The 17275-nt window shown below is 73.2% G+C and carries 16 protein-coding genes; 7 read left to right on the top strand and 9 right to left on the bottom strand.

Features of this window, described 5'->3' with window-relative positions:
* Window positions 1-7: 7 nt before the first annotated feature.
* Window positions 8-913, bottom strand: a complete 906-nt coding sequence (locus ACGF5U_RS28700) for a LysR substrate-binding domain-containing protein (protein WP_392717185.1) — start codon at window positions 911-913, stop codon at window positions 8-10.
* Window positions 914-986: 73 nt separating this feature from the next.
* Here ACGF5U_RS28700 and ACGF5U_RS28695 point away from each other — a divergent pair, with 73 nt between their 5' ends.
* Entirely contained in the window at window positions 987-2030 is a 1044-nt protein-coding gene (locus ACGF5U_RS28695) for a DMT family transporter (RefSeq protein WP_392717187.1), read from the top strand.
* A gap of 70 nt (window positions 2031-2100) precedes the next feature.
* Here the strand turns inward: ACGF5U_RS28695 and ACGF5U_RS28690 are convergent, their stop codons facing one another.
* Window positions 2101-3432, bottom strand: a complete 1332-nt coding sequence (locus ACGF5U_RS28690; RefSeq protein ID WP_392717189.1) for an aminotransferase class I/II-fold pyridoxal phosphate-dependent enzyme — start codon at window positions 3430-3432, stop codon at window positions 2101-2103.
* Window positions 3433-3455: 23 nt separating this feature from the next.
* Between ACGF5U_RS28690 and ACGF5U_RS28685 the strand changes: the two genes are divergently transcribed.
* Window positions 3456-4274, top strand: coding sequence for a pyridoxamine 5'-phosphate oxidase family protein (locus tag ACGF5U_RS28685; protein ID WP_392717191.1), 819 nt, complete (start codon window positions 3456-3458; stop codon window positions 4272-4274).
* A 98-nt stretch (window positions 4275-4372) separates the two neighbouring features.
* Here the strand turns inward: ACGF5U_RS28685 and ACGF5U_RS28680 are convergent, their stop codons facing one another.
* The 3 genes from ACGF5U_RS28680 to ACGF5U_RS28670 all read right to left on the bottom strand — a co-directional run bounded on the left by ACGF5U_RS28680 (window position 4373) and on the right by ACGF5U_RS28670 (window position 7302).
* Complete coding sequence (locus ACGF5U_RS28680) at window positions 4373-5335, bottom strand: DMT family transporter (RefSeq protein ID WP_392717243.1); 963 nt, start codon at window positions 5333-5335, stop codon at window positions 4373-4375.
* Between the two features lie 351 nt (window positions 5336-5686).
* Window positions 5687-6709, bottom strand: a complete 1023-nt coding sequence (locus ACGF5U_RS28675; RefSeq protein WP_392717193.1) for a DMT family transporter — start codon at window positions 6707-6709, stop codon at window positions 5687-5689.
* Between the two features lie 23 nt (window positions 6710-6732).
* A complete protein-coding gene (locus ACGF5U_RS28670; protein ID WP_392717195.1) occupies window positions 6733-7302 on the bottom strand; it encodes a Clp protease N-terminal domain-containing protein in 570 nt (189 codons plus the stop codon).
* 222 nt (window positions 7303-7524) lie between these two features.
* On the opposite strand from ACGF5U_RS28670, the gene ACGF5U_RS28665 reads away from it, so the two are divergent.
* Window positions 7525-7701, top strand: coding sequence for a hypothetical protein (locus ACGF5U_RS28665; RefSeq protein WP_392818933.1), 177 nt, complete (start codon window positions 7525-7527; stop codon window positions 7699-7701).
* 88 nt (window positions 7702-7789) lie between these two features.
* The gene (locus ACGF5U_RS28660) at window positions 7790-8221 is read left to right on the top strand and encodes an SRPBCC family protein (protein ID WP_392717197.1); all 432 of its coding nucleotides are present in this window, start codon (window positions 7790-7792) and stop codon (window positions 8219-8221) included.
* 113 nt (window positions 8222-8334) lie between these two features.
* Here ACGF5U_RS28660 and ACGF5U_RS28655 read toward each other — a convergent pair whose 3' ends face one another.
* Window positions 8335-8973: a PadR family transcriptional regulator gene (locus tag ACGF5U_RS28655; protein WP_392717199.1), complete on the bottom strand. Its 639-nt coding sequence runs from the start codon at window positions 8971-8973 to the stop codon at window positions 8335-8337.
* A gap of 149 nt (window positions 8974-9122) precedes the next feature.
* Between ACGF5U_RS28655 and ACGF5U_RS28650 the strand changes: the two genes are divergently transcribed.
* Window positions 9123-9950 (top strand): PhzF family phenazine biosynthesis protein, encoded by an 828-nt coding sequence (locus ACGF5U_RS28650; RefSeq protein ID WP_392717201.1) that lies wholly within the window; start codon window positions 9123-9125, stop codon window positions 9948-9950.
* A gap of 26 nt (window positions 9951-9976) precedes the next feature.
* Here the strand turns inward: ACGF5U_RS28650 and ACGF5U_RS28645 are convergent, their stop codons facing one another.
* Window positions 9977-10777: a CPBP family intramembrane glutamic endopeptidase gene (locus tag ACGF5U_RS28645; RefSeq protein WP_392717203.1), complete on the bottom strand. Its 801-nt coding sequence runs from the start codon at window positions 10775-10777 to the stop codon at window positions 9977-9979.
* Between the two features lie 150 nt (window positions 10778-10927).
* A complete protein-coding gene (locus tag ACGF5U_RS28640) occupies window positions 10928-12451 on the bottom strand; it encodes a glutamate-cysteine ligase family protein (RefSeq protein ID WP_392717205.1) in 1524 nt (507 codons plus the stop codon).
* Between the two features lie 483 nt (window positions 12452-12934).
* Here ACGF5U_RS28640 and ACGF5U_RS28635 point away from each other — a divergent pair, with 483 nt between their 5' ends.
* Both ACGF5U_RS28635 and ACGF5U_RS28630 read left to right on the top strand, forming a co-directional pair.
* Window positions 12935-13531, top strand: coding sequence for a hypothetical protein (locus ACGF5U_RS28635; protein ID WP_392717207.1), 597 nt, complete (start codon window positions 12935-12937; stop codon window positions 13529-13531).
* Window positions 13532-13868: 337 nt separating this feature from the next.
* Window positions 13869-14075, top strand: coding sequence for a DUF5999 family protein (locus tag ACGF5U_RS28630; protein ID WP_392717209.1), 207 nt, complete (start codon window positions 13869-13871; stop codon window positions 14073-14075).
* A 156-nt stretch (window positions 14076-14231) separates the two neighbouring features.
* Here ACGF5U_RS28630 and gcvP read toward each other — a convergent pair whose 3' ends face one another.
* Window positions 14232-17117, bottom strand: coding sequence for an aminomethyl-transferring glycine dehydrogenase (gene gcvP, locus ACGF5U_RS28625; protein WP_392717211.1), 2886 nt, complete (start codon window positions 17115-17117; stop codon window positions 14232-14234).
* Window positions 17118-17275 lie beyond the last annotated feature (158 nt).

Raw genomic sequence — 17275 nt, 5'->3', positions numbered from 1 at the left:
CCGCGCGTCAGTCCGCCACCGCCCGCCCGACCTCGCGCAGCGCCGCCACGGCTGCCCTGATCGACGGCCGGCGGTCGGCGTCCGTACGCCACACCGCGTAGATGTGCCGGCGCATCGGCTGCCGTACGGGCACGAGGGCGACGCCCTCCGGTACCGCTCCGCGCCCGAGCCTGGGGGTGACGCACACGCCGAGACCCGCCTGGATGAGCGCGAGCTGTGTGTGGTGCTCGCCCGCCAGGTGGGCGATCCGGGGTTCGATGCCCTTGGAGCGCAGGGTGAACATCAGCCAGTCGTAGCAGAACTCACCCTCCGGCCAGGAGACCCAGTCGTCCTGCGCGAAGTCCTCGAGGTCGACCTCGGCGCGCCCGGCCAGCGGATGGCCCACGGGCATCGCGACGTCCGCCGCGTCGTCCAGCAGCGCGGCCTGCGCGAGACCGCCGGGGACCGGCAGCCGCTTGTTGCTCCAGTCCAGGACGACGGCGAGGTCCACGTCTCCGCGCACGACCTGCCGGACCCCGTACTCGGGCTCCAGCTCGCTGGTGCGGACGGTCAGGTCGGGGTGGTCCCTGCGGAGCGCGGAGATGGCGCCCGGGAAGAGTCCGCGTGCGGCGGTGGGGAAACCCGCGAGGCGGACTTCGCCGACCACCTGACCGCGCTGCGCCTCGATGTCCGCCTGGGCGAGTTCGACCTGCGACAGGATGCGTGCCGCGTGGTCGGCGAGGAGTTGCCCGGCGTCGGTGAGCCGTACCCCGCGCCCGTTCTTGGCGATCAGCTGCTGCCCGACCTCGCGCTCCAGCTTCGCCAGTTGCTGCGAGACGGCCGAGGTGGTCACATGCAGCCCGTCGGCCGCGCCGCTCACCGATCCGTGGCGCGCCAGGGCGTCCAGGGTCCGCAGACGCTCCAAGTTCAACATGTAAGAGATGCTAATCGAATCGATGGAGAAAATCTCGCTTGTTCTAAGAGATCTCTCCGGCCATGGTGGCCTCATGAGCCCCGCGCCGTCCCGCCTCGACCCGTCACCGCCGACCGCCCGCCCCGGGACGCCTCCGGCCACGCCCGCACCCCCGGCCACGACCACCCCCGCACCGCGCCGACGTGTGGACTGGCGCATCCGCTTCGCCGTGCTCGCGCTGGTCTGGGGCTTCAGCTTTCTCCTCATCAAGGTGGGCACGCAGGCGTACGCGCCCTTCCAGGTCACCTTCGGGCGGCTGTTCTTCGGCACCCTGGTGCTCGCGGTCGCCATGGCGGTGAAGCGGGCCGGGCTGCCGCGCGGCGCCCGCACCTGGGGGCACCTGGCGGTGGCCGCGTTCTTCCTGAACGCCCTGCCGTTCTCGCTCTTCGCGTACGCGGAGCTGACGATCCCCTCGACGCTCGCGGGGATCTGCAACGCGACGTCGCCGCTCTGGGGCATGGCGCTGTCGCTGGTCGCGCTCTCCGAGGACCGTCCCACCCGGCGCCGCGTCGCCGGACTCGGCCTCGGGTTCATCGGCGTGCTGACCGTCCTCGGCGCGTGGCAGGGCTTCTCCGGGCTCGACGTCACGGGCACGGCCCTGGCGCTGCTCGCCTCGCTCAGCTACCCCATCGGCTGGATCTACGTGCGCCGCACGCTCGCCGGGCGCAGCGAGTCGCACCTCTCCCTCACCGGTGCGCAGCTCTTCATCGCCACCCTGCAACTCGCGGTGGTCACCCCGCTGTTCACGACGTGGCCGAGCGCGTTCCCGGTGTGGCCGCTGCTGGCGGTGGTGGCGCTGGGCGCCCTGGGCACCGGTTTCGCCATGCTGGTCCAGTACGGCATCGTCACCGAGGTCGGCCCGACGACCGGCCAGATGGTCACCTACTTCATCCCGGTCGTCGCGACCACCGCCGGCGTGACCCTGCTGGACGAGCGGATCACCTGGAACACCCCGGTGGGCGCGCTGATCGTGCTGGCCGGCGCGGCGCTCACGCAGAGCCGCGCCCGCACCGCGCGGGTGCCGCGCCGACGCCCCCGGCGGCAGCGCGCCTCGGACCCGGCGCCGCCCCGCCGGTAGGAGCGCCCGGCGGTAGGGCCGCCCGGCGGCAGGAGCGCCGCCGACGCCCCGGACGCCGCGCGCCGGCGCCTCAGCCGTAGCTGCGCGCCGCCATCGGGCCGGTCGCCGCCGCCACCGCGTCGGCGAGCGGTTCGATCTCCGAGACCGTCAACGGGGAGACGGTCAGCCGCACACCGGGGCCCGCCGCCATCCGGAACCGGGCGCCCGGTGCGACCGCCCATCCCGCGTGGAGCAGCCGGGCCACCGTGCCGGTCTCGTCGGCGACCGGCACCCACACGTTCATGCCGCTGCGGCCGTACGCCTCGACGCCCCGCGCGGCGAGCGCCCGGACGAGCGCGTCGCGACGCTCCCCGTACGCCGCCGCGACGGCCTCGCCGTCCACGGCGTCCGACTCCCACAGGTGGACGACGGCCCGCTGGACGAACCGGCTGACCCAGCCGGGCCCGAGCCGCTGCCGGCCGAGCACCCGGTCGACGGTGACCGGGTCGCCGGTGAGCGAGGCCACCCGCAGGTCGGGCCCGTAGGCCTTGGCCACCGACCGTACGAGCGCCCAGTGGTCCGTCGTACCGGCCAGGGGGTGCAGCGGCAGGTCGACGAATCCGTGGCCGTGGTCGTCCTCGATGAGCAGGACGTCCCGGTACTCGCCGAGGACGCGCCGCAGTTCGGCCGCGCGGCGGGCGCTCACCGAGGCCCCGGTCGGGTTCTGCGCCCGGTCCGTGACGATGACGGCGCGCGCCCCCTCCTCCAGGGCGTGCCGGACCTCGCCGGGCAGGGGGCCCTCGTCGTCCAGGGCGACCGGCAGGACCCTGAGTCCGAGCGCCGGCACGAGGTCGAGGACGCTGCCCCAGCCGGGGTCCTCGACGGCGACGGCGTCGCCGGGCCGCAGCCGCGCGGCGAGGATGCGTTCGATGGCGTCCAGGGAACCGGAGGTCACGGCGATCGGCCCGTCGGGCACGCCGTCCGCGGTCATCGCGGCGCGGACGAGCCGGGCGAAGTCGGGGTCCACGGGCGCCTGCCCGTACAGGCCCGGGTGGGCGTCGTAGTGGCGGGCCGCGGCGGCGAGCGCGTCGCCGAGCGGCGGCAGCAGCGACACGTCGGGGTTGCCCTCGCCCACGTTCCGTACGCCTTCCGGCGCGTCGATGCCGATGGTTCCGCGCGCGGTCGTGGCGGGGCGGGGGCGCACCCGGCTGCCGCGCCGGCCGGCCGTCTCGATCACCCCTCGCTCGCGCAGGGTCCGGTAGGCGGCGGCGACCGTGTTGGGGTTGACCCCCAGCCGGGCCGCCAACTCCCTCATGGGAGGCAGCAGTTGGCCCGGGGCCAGGTCGCCTTTGCCGACACCCCGCTCCACACTCGCCGCGATCTCGGATGCACGACGCCCGGTGATCAGATACTCTCCTAGCACAAACCAGATTATGCACTAGTGCAATGGAGGACGCAATGTCGGAGATCGCCGGAACCCCCGCGAGCCACACGCCCGCCGGGACCGCAGCGACCACCGAGAGCCGGGCGCCGGGGACGACCGCCGAGAGCCAGGCGCCCGGCGTGACCACCGAGAGCCGGGCGCCGGGCGCGCCCCCCGCGCCCGCGCTCCACGGGTCGTACGAGCCGACCGACCGGACCGTCCCCACCCGTGGCCGTCCCAGGGCCTCCTACGACCGCGCGCTGGTGCACTCGATACTCGACGAGGCGTACGTCTGTCATCTGGGCTTCGTACGCGACGGCGCGCCCGTCGTCCTGCCCACGCTCTACGGCCGGGTCGGCGAGACCCTCTACGTCCACGGGTCGACCGGCTCACGCCCGCTGCGCATGGCGGGCGAGACCGACCCCGGTCTGCCCGTCTGCCTGACCGTCACGCACGTGGACGGCCTCGTGCTCGCCCGTTCCGCCTTCCACCACTCCGTCAACTACCGTTCGGTCGTGGTCCACGGCACCGCCCACCCGGTCACCGACCCGGAGGAGAAGCGGACCGCGCTCGACGCGCTGGTCGACCACGTCGTGCCCGGCCGCTCGTACGACTCGCGGCCCGCCAACGCCAAGGAGCTCGCCGCGACCGCCGTCCTGCGGCTCGACCTCGCCGAGGTCTCCGCCAAGGTCCGCACGGGCGGCGTCAACGAGGAGCCCGAGGACCTGTCGCTCCCCCACTGGGCCGGAGTCGTCCCCCTCGTCACCCGGTACGGCACGGCCGTCCCCGACGAGGACCTGGACCCCTCCATCGCGCTGCCCGACTACCTCGCCGCCCTCTGAGGCCGGAGGCGGTGCGGGAGCGGGTGGCCGCCACCGGCCGGGCCGCTTCGGGCGCCCGACCGGTCCGCTTCGGGCGCCCGACCGGGAGCCGTCGGGCGTCAGGCGAGCGCCGCCGCTCCGCGCCGCCGTACCGCCGCCGCCCTGGCCTCGGCGACCGCCAGCCCGGCCACCGCCGTGAGCAGCAGCAGGGTGCCGACGACGGTCGCCGCGGTGAGCCGCTCGTCCAGCACGGCAACCGCGATCACCGCGGCGCTCACCGGCTCGAGGAGCATGATCACCGACACGGTGGCGGCCCGCACCACGGCCGCGCCCGCGAAGTACAGGGCGTAGGCCAGCGCGGTCGGCACGGCCGCCACGTACACGAGCAGCCACCCGACCTGGACCGGGTCGGCGGTGTGCGGCACCAGACCCTCGACGGCCGCGAGCGGGAGGAGTCCGAGCGCGCCGATCGCGAACGCCCAGGTACTCGTGGTCAGCGCGTCACCGCCGCCACCGTCCCGGCCGAGCCACCGGGTGAGCAGCGTGATCGCCGCGTACGCGGCGGCCGACAGCACGGCCAGGGCGATACCGGCCGGCCGCACCGTCCCCGACTCGCCCCCGAGTACCAGCACGACGAGGCCCGTGAGCGCTCCGGCGACCGCGGCGAGCCCGCCCCGGCCGAGGCGCTCCCCCATGGTCAGCCGGGCGCCGAGCGCGATGAGCACAGGCCCCGCTCCCAGGGTGACGACGGTGCCGACGGCGAGGCCGGTCACCTCGACGGCGGCGAAGTACGCGCTCTGGAAGACGGTGAGCCCGATACCGGTGCCCAGGATGCGCACGAGCCGCCGACGGCGCGGTTCGGCGGGCCGGGGCACGTCGCCGCGGCGGCGCAGCGCGAGCACCCCGAGGAGCAGCGCGAGTCCGCCGACGCAGCGCCAGAACGACAGCCCGAGGGGCCCGAGGTCGCTGATCCGGAACACCAGCGAGGCGGCCGCCCCCGCGGTGCCCCAGGCGACCCCGGCGACGATGAGATAGAGGAGGCTGCGTCCGACGGGGAGGCCGCCGGCGACACCGGCGGACACGTCGGCGGGCAGGCTCGTGGACGTACGGAAGTGGTTCGACACGTGACTTCTCCGAGTGAGGGAAGACGGGATGGTTGCCGCTCGGCTCCGTACGCGGGCAGCGACGATCCGCTCGGGGGGTGCCCGAGCCCGGTCTTCGTCAGGAGACGGCCGCCCGCGTTACGCGGCAGGCGGCGGAAGTACGGTCGAATGCATGATCGGCACCTTACGTGCCGGTCCGCTCCGAGGACAACCGCGTCCCGGCCGACGACGGCGGCGCGCTGTCAGGCACCGGCGCACGCAACGGCCGCCCTAGAGGCACCGGCTCCCCGAGGCACCGGCTCAGGCACGGGCACCCCTTGGCGTCCCGGCTCAGGCGCCGGCTGCCCTTCCGGCGCCGGCCCCTTCGCCGTCCGGCACAGGTTCCCGGTCCGCCGCCCGCTGTGCGTCCGGCACCGGATCCGAACCGGCCACCGGGCCCGACGGCGCCTTCGGCGTGGACGACTGGGCGATGAAGGCGCCGACGAGTACCACCGCACCGCCGATGATCTGCGGCGCCGACAGGTGCTCCCGCAGCAGCACCCAGGCCAGCACGGTGGCGATGACCGCCTCCAGGCAGGCGACCACACCGGCCACCTGCGGCGACAGCCTGCGCACGGAGATGACGCCGGTGACGTACGCGAGCACGGTCGCGATCAGCACGATCCAGCCCAGCAGCAGCCAGGCGGGCGCGGCGGTGCCGCCGAGGTCGGCCGTTCCCGCGAGGAGGGACCACTCCATGCCCCAGGGCCGGGCGATCACGGTCAGGACGGCGGCGCCGATGAGCAGGCCGTACGCGATGACGCCCAGCGGGTCGGCGGGTTCGGCCTCGTCGGCGCCGTGGTCGGACAGGACGAAGTAGCCGACCTGGCAGCAGGCGGCACCGAGTGCGAGCAGCAGTCCGATGGCGTCGAAGCCCAGCCCGGCCCAGACCTCGACCACACAGGCGAGCCCGCCGACCGCGAGGACCACACCGACCGCGGCGGCCCTGGTCACCGGCCTGCGCTGGACGAACCGGACCCAGCCGAGGACGAGCGCGGGCGCGAGGTACTCGATGAGCAGGGCGACGCCGACGGGGATACGGGAGAGCGCGGCGAAGTAGAAGGCCTGGACGCCGGCGACGGCGAGCAGGCCGAAGCCGGCCAGCAGCGCCGGCCTGCGCAGGAGCAGGTCACGGTGGCGCCAGGCGACGGGCAGCATGACGAGCGCGGCGCCGGCCACCCGTAGCCACACCACGTGCAGGGGGTCGAGCCCCGCCTCGATCAGCGGCTTGGCCGCGACACCTGATCCACCGAATGCGAAGGCCGAGGCCAGGGCGAGTCCCAGGCCGGCGCTTCTCTCCTGAGACGCGTGCATCGGCACATGATGGCAGCAGGCCGTCAGGAGCGTAAAGGCTGTGACACCTGTTGAGACGGCGGCCGGATCAGGTCGTCGATCCGCCCGGCCAGCAGCGCGGCGTCGACGCCCGCGCGGGTCAGTACGTCGACGGCCCGGCACGCGGGGTCGGCGGCGAGTCCGGCCAGCAGATCGAGACCGGTCGCCTGCGGGTCACCGCGCCGCGCGGCGCGGGCGAGCGCGCGCTCCAGGGCGGCGACGGCCGCGGGCGACCAGCCTGCGACGTCCGCGTCCGGCGCGAAGGGCACCGCGCCGGAGTCCTCGACGGCGCCGCGCCAGCGCAGACCGTAGCCGATGCTCCGCTGGACGAGATAGCCGAGCACGCGGTCGGCCTGCTCACGACCGCCGAAGGCCGCGCGGACCCGCTCGTCGGACTCGATCAGCGCATGCAGGAGGTGGGCCGTGTCGATCTGCCGGTCGCCGTCCCGCCGCCTCCTGCGGCGCGCGGCGGTCACGGCGGTGGCGAGTCCGTCCGCCGCGGCCGGTCCCTCCGCGAGGTCCGCGAGACGGTCGGCGGCGGACTGCCGGGGCACATGGGGGGTGGGGCTTGACACCTTCCCACCCCATCAGCCGTGCGCGGCGGGAGCATCCCCGGAGGGAACCATTCGCGCCTCCCACGCAGGTCGGGCGCACCGGCCTCCCGCCTCCTCCCTATGGAGGAGATCGCCCCCGGAACGCGAGCCGTGCCCGCCCGCCACGGGGCGCGCACCGCCCCGCCCCGCGCCCCGGAGGCAACCGCGCGGAGCGGGGGTACCGTCCTGGCGGGTGTGGTCTGGATGGTCGCCCTGCTGGCAGTGGACGGCCGGCAGTACGTCTATCGCGTGTACGCACCGGGGGACGCGCTGCCGGGCGATCTATTCTGGGCGGCCTTCCACTGCCATGACGAAGGCGCGCTGCCCCGCGCGTCGGACTGGTTCGACTCGGCGCGGATCTGGCCGCTGCCGACTTCCTGACGGGTCGTCAGTATTGAATGTTCGCGCCCGTGGGGCTACCACGGAGCGGAGCGGAACCCGACGGACGACGGACGGAAGAGGTGACCGCATGGCCGAGGTCAGCGCGGAGGCACGCATCGAGGCACCGGCCCGGGAGGTCTGGGCCCGGTTGACCGACTTCAGCTCGTACGAGCGCTGGAACGCCACGCACACCGGCTTCCCGCAGGGCGTCCCCGACGATCTCGCGGTCGGTGCCACCTACCTGGAGAACATGAGGCTCATGAACTTCCCGGCCGAGGTGGTCTGGACGGTCGCGGAGCTGGAGCCGGAACGGGTGCTGGCGGCCACCGGTAGGGGGCCGATGGGCGTGAGCCTCGGCATGCGCTACGCCCTGACGCCCGACGGGCACGGCGCCACCACGGTACGGGTCGACAGCGAGTTCACCGGGGCGGCCGTGTCCATGATGGCGAGCCGGCTCAAGGACTCGGCGACAGCGGCGCTCGACGAGTCCCTGCGCAGGCTCGCCGCACTGCTCGCCTGACGCCCTCGGCCGCACCGGACGCCGACGGGCCCCTCGACCGCACCAGACGCCGACGGGCCCCGCCGCCGAAGCGCGCGGGGTCCGTCCACCCGTACCCGACCGGCCGCCGCAGGTCAGTCCTCGTCGGCGAGGATCAGGTACAGCTTCTTCCGGGCGTCGTTGATGACCGACAGGGCCTTCTGGCGCTGGTCGGCGGAGCCGGTCTTCCAGACCTGCCCGAACGCCTCCATCAGCCCGAATCCGGCCTGGCGGATCTCGTTCATGGCCTCCCAGTCGATACCCTTGCCGGCCTCCTCCCACGGGGCGTCCGGCGCCGATTCGGCCTCGGCGCGACCGGTTTCGGTGAGCGCGAAGAGCTTCTTGCCACCCTCGGTCTGGCTGGCGATCAGCCCCTCGTCCTCCAGCAGCTGGAGCGTCGGGTAGACCGACCCGGGGCTCGGCTTCCAGGCGCCGCCGCTGCGCTCGGCGATCTCCTGGATCATCTCGTATCCGTGCATCGGCCGGTCCTTGAGCAGCGCCAGGATCGAGGCGCGCACGTCACCGCGGCGCGCACGGCCCCGGCCGCCGCCACGCCCCCGGCCGCCGAAGCCGAAGCCCGGCCCGCCGAAGCCGGGTCCGCCACCGAAGCCGGGCCCGAAGGGGCCGAAGGCCGCGCGGCGCCCCTCGTACTCCCCCTGACCGTGGAGGCCCGGTCCGCCGTGGCCGTGACCGCACCCCGGCCCGTGTCCCTGTCCGTGTCCATGTGAACGCATCACTACGCTCCCTCCATCGTTGATCTGTCGCGATGCTTCAACGATATATCGGAACACGTCGTTCGACAACGGCTCGGTCACGATTTCCGGTCCAGCGGGCGCGGATTGGCCTTGGCCTGCGGCTTTGTCCCGGCCATACGGTCGTGTCCATGCGGATTCGAATCGTCGACGCCTTCACCGACCGTCCCTTCTCCGGCAACCCGGCGGGGGTCCTGCTCCTGGACGCCTTCCCGGACGACCACTGGCTCCAGAAGGTGGCCGCCGAGGTCAACCTCTCGGAGACGGCCTTCGCCCATCCCCTGCCCGCCGGCGCGGACGCCGACTGGGCGCTCCGCTGGTTCACACCGGTCGCCGAGGTCGACATGTGCGGCCACGCCACCCTCGCCACGGCGCACGTCCTGCGCACCACCGGCCGCGCCACCGGCACCGTCAGGTTCGCCGCCAGGTGCGGCACCCTCGCGGCCACCGCGCACGAGGACGGCACGCTCACCCTGGACTTCCCGACCTCCACGCTGGAGCCCGTGCCGGTACCCGGCGGGCTCGCCGACGCGCTGGGCGCGGAGGTCGTCTCCGCGTACGACACGGCCGCCCACGTCGGCGACCTGCTGGTGGAGCTGCGGGACGAGAAGACGGTGCGCTCGCTCGCCCCCGACCTCGCGGCCGTCGCAGCACTTCCCGTGCGGGGCCTGATCGCCACGGCCGCCGCCGACGACCCGGCGCGCGGCCACGACTTCGTCTCCCGGTGCTTCTTCCCCCGGTACGGCATCGACGAGGACCCCGTGACGGGCAGCGCGCACACGGCGCTCGCCCCGTTCTGGTCGGCACGCCTCGGCCGGGACGAGCTGACCGGCCTCCAGGGCGGCGCCCGCACCGGTCTCGTCCGCACGGCGCTGCGCGGCGAGCGCACGCTTCTGACCGGACACGCCGTGACGGTCATCGAGGGCGACCTGCTGACCTCACCGACGGGCGCCGCCTGACGCCCCGTTCCCCGCCGTCGGCGGGCTCACGGGGTGGGCAGCCACCCCACCTTGCCCGCCAGCAGCGCGTACCCGACGAACGCGACGATGTCGAGCAGCGCGTGCGCCACCACCAGCGGGCCGACGCGGCCCCACCGCCGGTACAGCAGCACGAACACCACACCCATGACCATGTTGCCGATGAACCCGCCGATGCCCTGGTAGAGGTGGTACGAGCCGCGCAGCACCGAACTCGCCGCGAGCGCCGCCATCGGGCTCCACCCCAGCTGCCCCAGCCTGCGCAGCAGGTAGCCGACGACGACGACCTCCTCCAGCACGGAGTTCTGGAGCGCCGAGAGGATCAGCACGGGGATCTTCCACCACACCGACGGCAGCGCCTCGGGCACCACGGTCAGGTTCGCGCCCGACGCCCGCGCCAGCAGGTAGAAGGCCAGGCCGGCGCTGCCGATGCCGGCGGCGACGAGGGTGCCCCGCCCGAGGTCCGACCACGGGGCCCGCCGGTCGAAGCCGATCGCGCGGAGGCCCGCCCCCTCCCTGAGGAGGAGATGGGCCACCAGCAGGACCGGCACCAGGGCGGTCGCGATGCCGAACAGCTGCCAGGCGAGGTCGAGCCATGGACGTCCGGGCGCGTACGAGCCGTTGAGCGTCGCGGCCTGGTCCTTCAGCCCGCCGGGCTTCGTCAGCGAGCCGACGAAGCTGATCAGCGAGGAGACCGCGCTGGCGCCCAGCGAGAGCGCCAGGACGATCAGCGTCTCCGACCTGAGGCCCCTGCCACCGAGTCCCTCCGGCGGCGGGAAATCCGCCACCCGTCGTGCCTGTGCCCGCACACGCGCCTCCCGTCCGACGAACCCCACGCCGTCCCAGCTTGCCCGACGGCCCCACGAGGACCGAGGAGGGGGTCGCCCACGGACGTCGGCGCGCCCGCACCGTCAGCCGTCACGCCGCCCGCACCGTCAGCGGTGGCGTTGTCCGTACGGTCAGCCGTCATGCCGTCCGTACGGGGTGGGGAAGCCTGTCGGCCAGGTGTGCACGGGGTCTCCGCGGTGCGACAGTTCGCGGTAGCGGCGGGTGGTCGCGGCCAGCGCGGCGTCCCGGTCCAGTCCCGCTTCGAGGGCCCGGTGGTAGGTGTCGACCTGCCAGGAGGCGCCGTTCACGCGCCGCCTGCACCGCTCCTCGATGATGCGGAGGCTGCGGTCCCGGTCGGCGGGCTCTATGCCCCAGGCGTCCAGGCCCGCGGCCGCGAGCGGCAGCAGTTCGTCCCGTACCAGTTTCACGGCCGGGACCGTGGTGATGCCGCCGCCGCGTCCTGGGCGCGGCCAGCGCAGCTCGGCGTCGATGCCGTACCGGCAGGCGGCGTCGAAGTTGCCGGCGGCGTCGGCGAACGGCATCCGCTTCCAGACCGGCCGGGGATCCTCGGCGAGCGCGCGCACCAGACCGTAGTAGAACGCGGCGTTGGCGATCACGTCGTCCACGGTCGGCCCGGCGGGCAGGACCCGGTTCTCGACCCGCAGGTGCGGAACGCCGTCCATGACCCCGTAGACCGGCCGGTTCCAGCGGTAGACGGTGCCGTTGTGCAGGACCAGCTCCTGGAGCGTGGGGGTGCCGCCGTCGTCGATGACGCGGAGCGGGTCCTCGTCGTCGCAGATCGGCAGCAGCGCGGGGAAGTACCGCAGGTTCTCCTCGAACAGTTCCAGCGCCGAGCCGACCCACCGGTCGCCGAACCAGGTGCGCGGCCGTACGCCCTGTGCCTGGAGCTCGGGCGGCCGGGTGTCGGTGGCCTGCTGGAAGAGCGGCGGCCGGGACTCGCGCCACAGCTCACGGCCGAACAGGAACGGCGAGTTGGCGCCGACGGCGATCTGGACGGCGGTGACCGCCTGCGCCGCGTTCCACACGTCGGCGAACCGCGCGGGCGTGACCTGGAGGTGCAGCTGCACGGAGGTGCACGCGGCCTCGGGGGTGATCGACGAGGCGGTGCAGCGCAGCCGTTCCACCCCGTCGATCTCCAGGGTGAAATCCTCGCCCCTGGCCGCGACCATCTGGGTGTTGAGCAGCATGTACCGGTCGACGTCCGACAGGTTCGCGGACACCAGGTCCTGCTGCGCGATCGTCGGCAGAATTCCGATCATCACGATGCCGGCGCCGAGCTCCTCCGCTTTGCGGTGCGCGTAGCCGAGGCCGGTGCGCAGCTCTTCGGCGAGCCGGTCGAAAACGCGCCCGCCGAGCCGGTGCGGGGCGATGTTCACTTCCAGGTTGAACATTCCGAGTTCGGTCTGGAAATCGCGGCTCGCGATGCGCTCCAGCACCTCGGCATTCATCATGCGCGGCAGACCGTCGGCACCCGCGAGATTGAGTTCGATCTCCAGCCCCATGAGATTGCGGGGCCGGTCGAACCGCTCCTCGGCGAACAGCCGGTCCAGGGCCGCCAGGCACTGCTGGAGCTTCTTGCGGTACCTCTGCCGATCGGACAGGTCCACTCCGCCTGCCACGACCTTCTCCCCCATCGAAGCGTCCCTCCTCGAGTGGGCGGCACGCGGCATCGGCCGCTCGCGTCACGGACGATGATGCCCAGCCGGACCGATCCGTAACGCCCCCGCGGGGACGGCGTGACCGGTAGGCTGGAGAGGTCGGCCAAGCGGCACATTCGCTCGGCATCCGACGGCCGGCAAATACCAGCGGCGAGAGCCCGTGAATTCCGCCGACGATTTTCGGCCGACCAGCCCCGGGGCGAGCGGGCAGACCGGCGCTCCCGGTTCACCGGAAATCCGTAGGAACTCCACAAAATGCAGGCCGGATTCGGCCGTGCCGCCGCTTTCGGGACAGTCCGCGGAAACACGCTGTGAACATGTGTCGTATAAACTCCGCTCACGAGGCAGAGAGTCGTCGCCCGACCGTGGCCCCTCGGGCCCCCTCTGGCCCCGTCGCTGACAGTGCCGTCCGCATCTGCCCACGCTTCACCCTGTCTCTTGAGTGAGAGGCGACCCACCATGCCGCTCCATGTCTCCCAGGCACCCCCGCCTGCCCTGCGCACTGTTCTCGTGGCCCTCGACTCCCCCGTCGCCGTCCGCGAGACCCGCACCCCCGCTCTCCGGTCCGTCCAGGGACCACTGAGCCCCGAACTCCCGCTTCCCGTCCATGTGCTGGCCGTCGGCGACCCGCTCCTCGGGTCCGCCGACGTCCCGCGCACCCGGCTCACCGGCTGGCGGTTCATGATCCGCGGTGGAGAGCTCTCCATCGCCGCCGCCGACACGATGCTCACACCTGACGGCTGGTCCTTCTCGCACTTCTCCGAAGGCCCCTACATCGCCTCGACGGAACGGGCGCTGCGCCAGGCCGAGGCGTCCCAGACCGGCTGGCAGCCGCGTCTGCTGTCCGTGCCCGAGCTGTACATGCTGACCCTGTGGCTGCACGGCGACACCGAAGCGGATCCCGCGTCGGGCGCGCCCGCCCCGGCGGACGTGCTGATCCCGCTCGCCCCCGCACCGCCCGGGATCGCCGCGCACCGGCCGCAGCGGGTCGCCGATCTGATGCCGCTGCTGTCGCTGCGGCTGGCGCCCCCGCCGCTGCTCGGTTCGACGGCCTGAGGGGCGGCGCGGCGCGTTCACTCCGTACGGCCCAGCCCCACCCGATGCCCCGTGTCGCCGTGACGCGGGGCATCGGGTCATCCGCGCGCTGGTCCTCTGCCCATACGGACTAGTCAACCCCGGCCACCCCGAACCACCCGAAGGGACAGGGTGGTTGACCTGAACCATCCGCGCGGGTGATACGTCCTTCAGCAAGAGGAAGTGCTGCCGTGAAATCCCTGCGGATCGACGCCCGTGGGGCAACACTGGGAGAGGACCGACCGAAGGACGGGGGGCGGCCATGAACACCGCATCGAGCCGCAGGACACACACCACATCGCAGCGAAAGAACCCACCCATGTGCCAGCACCAGCCAGCCTGCCCGACTGCCGACTCCGCGGACCGGGAGGCCGCCCGCCTGGTGGCGCACCACCCGGAACAGGGCTGGAGCCTGCTGTGCAACGGCGTTCTCACCTTCGAGGACACCGGTGAGCTGCTGCCGGACGGGCAGATCATCGCACCGCACCGGCCGCTCAGCGCCGCCCAGGTCATGACCGCCGCCTAGACGCGGCGGCAGGCGGTACGTACGAGGAAGGGGCCGGTGCGGAGTCGTCTCCGCACCGGCCCCCACGCATGTCAGCGCGCTCGCGGCCGTCAGGCGTCGTACGCGCCCGTCATGCCGGTCCTGCCCGGCAAGCGTGCGTCATACGGGCCCGGCCCGTCAGGCGTCGTACTCGTCCAGCGGCGGGCAGGAGCAGACGAGGTTGCGGTCGCCGAAGGCGCCGTCGATCCGGCGCACCGGCGGCCAGTACTTGTCCGCGGCCGAGACGCCGGCCGGGAAGACCGCCTCCTCGCGGCTGTAGGCGTGGTCCCACTCGCCGCCGAGCGCGGCCGCCGTGTGCGGGGCGTTGCGCAGCGGGTTGTCGTCGGCGGACCACTCGCCCGACGCGACCTTCTCGATCTCGCCACGGATCGCGATCATCGTGTCGCAGAACCGGTCGAGTTCGGTCAGGTCCTCGCTCTCGGTGGGCTCGATCATCAGGGTGCCGGCCACCGGGAACGACATCGTCGGCGCGTGGAAGCCGTAGTCGATCAGGCGCTTGGCGATGTCGTCGACGCTGACGCCGGTCGCCTTGCTCAGCGGCCGCAGGTCGACGATGCACTCGTGCGCGACCAGCCCGGCCGGGCCGGTGTACAGGACCGGGTAGTGCGGCTCCAGGCGCTTGGCGATGTAGTTGGCGGCCAGGACGGCCACCTGCGTGGCCCGCTTGAGGCCCTCGCCGCCCATGAGCCGGACGTACGCCCAGGAGATCGGCAGGATGCCGGCCGAGCCCCACGGCGCCGCCGAGATCGGGCCGACGCCCGTCTCCGGTCCGGCGGTCGGCTGCAGCGGGTGGTTGGGCAGGTAGGGGGCGAGGTGCTCGCGGACGCCGACCGGGCCGACGCCCGGGCCGCCGCCACCGTGCGGGATGCAGAAGGTCTTGTGCAGGTTCAGGTGCGAGACGTCGCCGCCGAACCGGCCCGGCTTGGCGAGACCGACCAGCGCGTTGAGGTTGGCGCCGTCCACGTACACCTGGCCGCCGGCGTCGTGCACCTGGGCGCAGATGTCCGCGACGTGCTCCTCGAACACACCGTGCGTGGACGGGTAGGTGATCATCAGCACCGAGAGCTCGTCCCGGTACTGCTCGATCTTGGCGCGCAGGTCCTCGACGTCGATCTCGCCGTCGTCGGCGGTCTTGACGACGACGACCTTCATCCCGGCCATCACGGCGCTGGCGGCGTTGGTGCCGTGCGCCGACGACGGGATCAGGCAGACCGTGCGCTGGGCGTCGCCGTTGGCCCGGTGGTACGCGCGGACCGCGAGCAGACCGGCCAGCTCGCCCTGCGAACCGGCGTTGGGCTGGATCGACACCTTGTCGTAGCCGGTGACCTCCGCCAGCCGCTCCTCCAGCTCGCGGATGAGCGTCAGATAGCCCTGCGCCTGGTCGACCGGCGCGAAGGGGTGGACCTGGGCGAACTCCGGCCAGGTGACCGGCTCCATCTCGGTGGTCGCGTTCAGCTTCATCGTGCAGGAGCCGAGCGGGATCATGCCCCGGTCCAGCGCGTAGTCGCGGTCGGCGAGCTTGCGCAGGTAGCGCAGCATCGCGGTCTCGGAGCGGTGGGCGTGGAACACCGGGTGGGTGAGGTACGCGTCGGTGCGCAGCAGCGCCTCGGGCAGCGCGTCCTCCGTCGCCGCGTCCAGGGCCTCGATGTCGCCGGCCACACCGAAGGCGCCCCAGACGGCCGCGAGCTGGGCGCGGCCGGTGGTCTCGTCGCAGGCGGCGGAGACATGGTCGGCGTCGACCAGGCGGATGTTGACCCCGCCCTCGCGGGCGGCGGCGACGATCTCGGCGGCCCGGCCGGGCACACGGGCGGTCACGGTGTCGAAGAACGAGCCGTGGACGACGTCGACGCCACCGGCGCGCAGGCCCTCGGCGAGGATCGTCGCATAGCGGTGGGTACGGCTCGCGATCTCCTTGAGGCCCTCGGGGCCGTGGTAGACCGCGTACATGCCCGCCATGACGGCGAGGAGCACCTGGGCGGTGCAGATGTTGCTGGTGGCCTTCTCGCGGCGGATGTGCTGCTCACGGGTCTGCAGCGCCAGCCGGTACGCCTTGTTGCCGTCGGCGTCGACGGAGACGCCGACGAGCCGGCCGGGCAGGCTGCGGGCGAAGGCGTCGCGCACGGCCATGTAACCGGCGTGCGGGCCGCCGAAGCCCATCGGGACGCCGAAGCGCTGGGTGGTGCCGACGGCGATGTCCGCGCCGAGCTCGCCGGGCGAGGTGAGCAGGGTCAGGGCCAGCAGGTCGGCGGCGACGGTGACGATCGCGCCGAGCTCATGGGCCCGGTCGATGAGCGGCTTGATGTCCCGGACCGCGCCGGAGGCGCCCGGGTACTGGAGCAGCACGCCGAAGACGCCGCGCTCGGCGACCTCGGCGGGGATGCCCTCGCTGAGGTCCGCGACGACGACCTCGACGCCGGTGGGCTCGGCGCGGGTCTCGATCACGGCGATGGTCTGCGGCAGCGCGTCGGCGTCGATCAGGAAGACACCGTTCTTGACCTTGCCGACGCGGCGGGCGAGCGCCATGGCCTCCGCGGCCGCAGTGCCCTCGTCCAGCAGCGAGGCGCCGGACGTGGGCAGACCGGTGAGGTCGGCGACGACGGTCTGGAAGTTGAGCAGCGCCTCGAGGCGGCCCTGCGAGATCTCCGGCTGGTACGGCGTGTAGGCCGTGTACCAGGCGGGGTTCTCCATGACGTTGCGCAGGATGACGGGCGGCGTGAACGTGCCGTGGTAACCGAGACCGATCATCGGGGCGAGGACCTGGTTGCGGTCGGCGAGGGAACGCAGCTCTGCGAGGACCTCGGCCTCGGTGCGCGCCTCGGGCAGTCCGAGCGTCTCGGCGCTCTTGATCACGTCCGGCACCGCGGCAGCCGTGAGCTCGTCGAGCGACCCGTAGCCGACCTGCGCGAGCATCTTGGCGCGTGCCTCGGCATCGGGCCCGATGTGACGGTGCTCGAAGGGTGTGCCTCGCTCCAGCTGGGAGAGCGGAATACGGTTGGCGGTCATGTACGGAGGCCTCCTGGTCGATACGACCTGCGAGGGGCACCACGGCGCGGGTGCCCGGACGGCCTCCCCCTCTGTCATCTCAACCTGAGAGCTTCACCGGGCACGCCAGAGGCGCGTCCGGCTTTCACCGTCGGTGAGAGCGGATGCCGTCCGACGCC

The organism is Streptomyces sp. NPDC047886, assembly GCF_043204435.1.
Taxonomy (GTDB): domain Bacteria; phylum Actinomycetota; class Actinomycetes; order Streptomycetales; family Streptomycetaceae; genus Streptomyces.
This window is presented reverse-complemented; position numbering and strand designations above follow the sequence as displayed.

Excerpts from the sequence above, each read along its gene's own strand:
- ACGF5U_RS28700 (WP_392717185.1), bottom strand. The coding sequence starts at position 913 with ATGTTGAACTTGGAGCGTCTGCGGACCCTGGACGCCCTGGCGCGCCAC.
- ACGF5U_RS28695 (WP_392717187.1), top strand. The coding sequence starts at position 987 with ATGAGCCCCGCGCCGTCCCGCCTCGACCCGTCACCGCCGACCGCCCGC.
- ACGF5U_RS28685 (WP_392717191.1), top strand. The coding sequence starts at position 3,456 with ATGGAGGACGCAATGTCGGAGATCGCCGGAACCCCCGCGAGCCACACG.
- ACGF5U_RS28675 (WP_392717193.1), bottom strand. The coding sequence starts at position 6,709 with ATGCACGCGTCTCAGGAGAGAAGCGCCGGCCTGGGACTCGCCCTGGCC.
- ACGF5U_RS28665 (WP_392818933.1), top strand. The coding sequence starts at position 7,525 with ATGGTCGCCCTGCTGGCAGTGGACGGCCGGCAGTACGTCTATCGCGTG.
- ACGF5U_RS28660 (WP_392717197.1), top strand. The coding sequence starts at position 7,790 with ATGGCCGAGGTCAGCGCGGAGGCACGCATCGAGGCACCGGCCCGGGAG.
- ACGF5U_RS28655 (WP_392717199.1), bottom strand. The coding sequence starts at position 8,973 with ATGCGTTCACATGGACACGGACAGGGACACGGGCCGGGGTGCGGTCAC.
- ACGF5U_RS28650 (WP_392717201.1), top strand. The coding sequence starts at position 9,123 with ATGCGGATTCGAATCGTCGACGCCTTCACCGACCGTCCCTTCTCCGGC.
- ACGF5U_RS28640 (WP_392717205.1), bottom strand. The coding sequence starts at position 12,451 with ATGGGGGAGAAGGTCGTGGCAGGCGGAGTGGACCTGTCCGATCGGCAG.
- ACGF5U_RS28635 (WP_392717207.1), top strand. The coding sequence starts at position 12,935 with ATGCCGCTCCATGTCTCCCAGGCACCCCCGCCTGCCCTGCGCACTGTT.
- ACGF5U_RS28630 (WP_392717209.1), top strand. The coding sequence starts at position 13,869 with ATGTGCCAGCACCAGCCAGCCTGCCCGACTGCCGACTCCGCGGACCGG.
- gcvP (WP_392717211.1), bottom strand. The coding sequence starts at position 17,117 with ATGACCGCCAACCGTATTCCGCTCTCCCAGCTGGAGCGAGGCACACCC.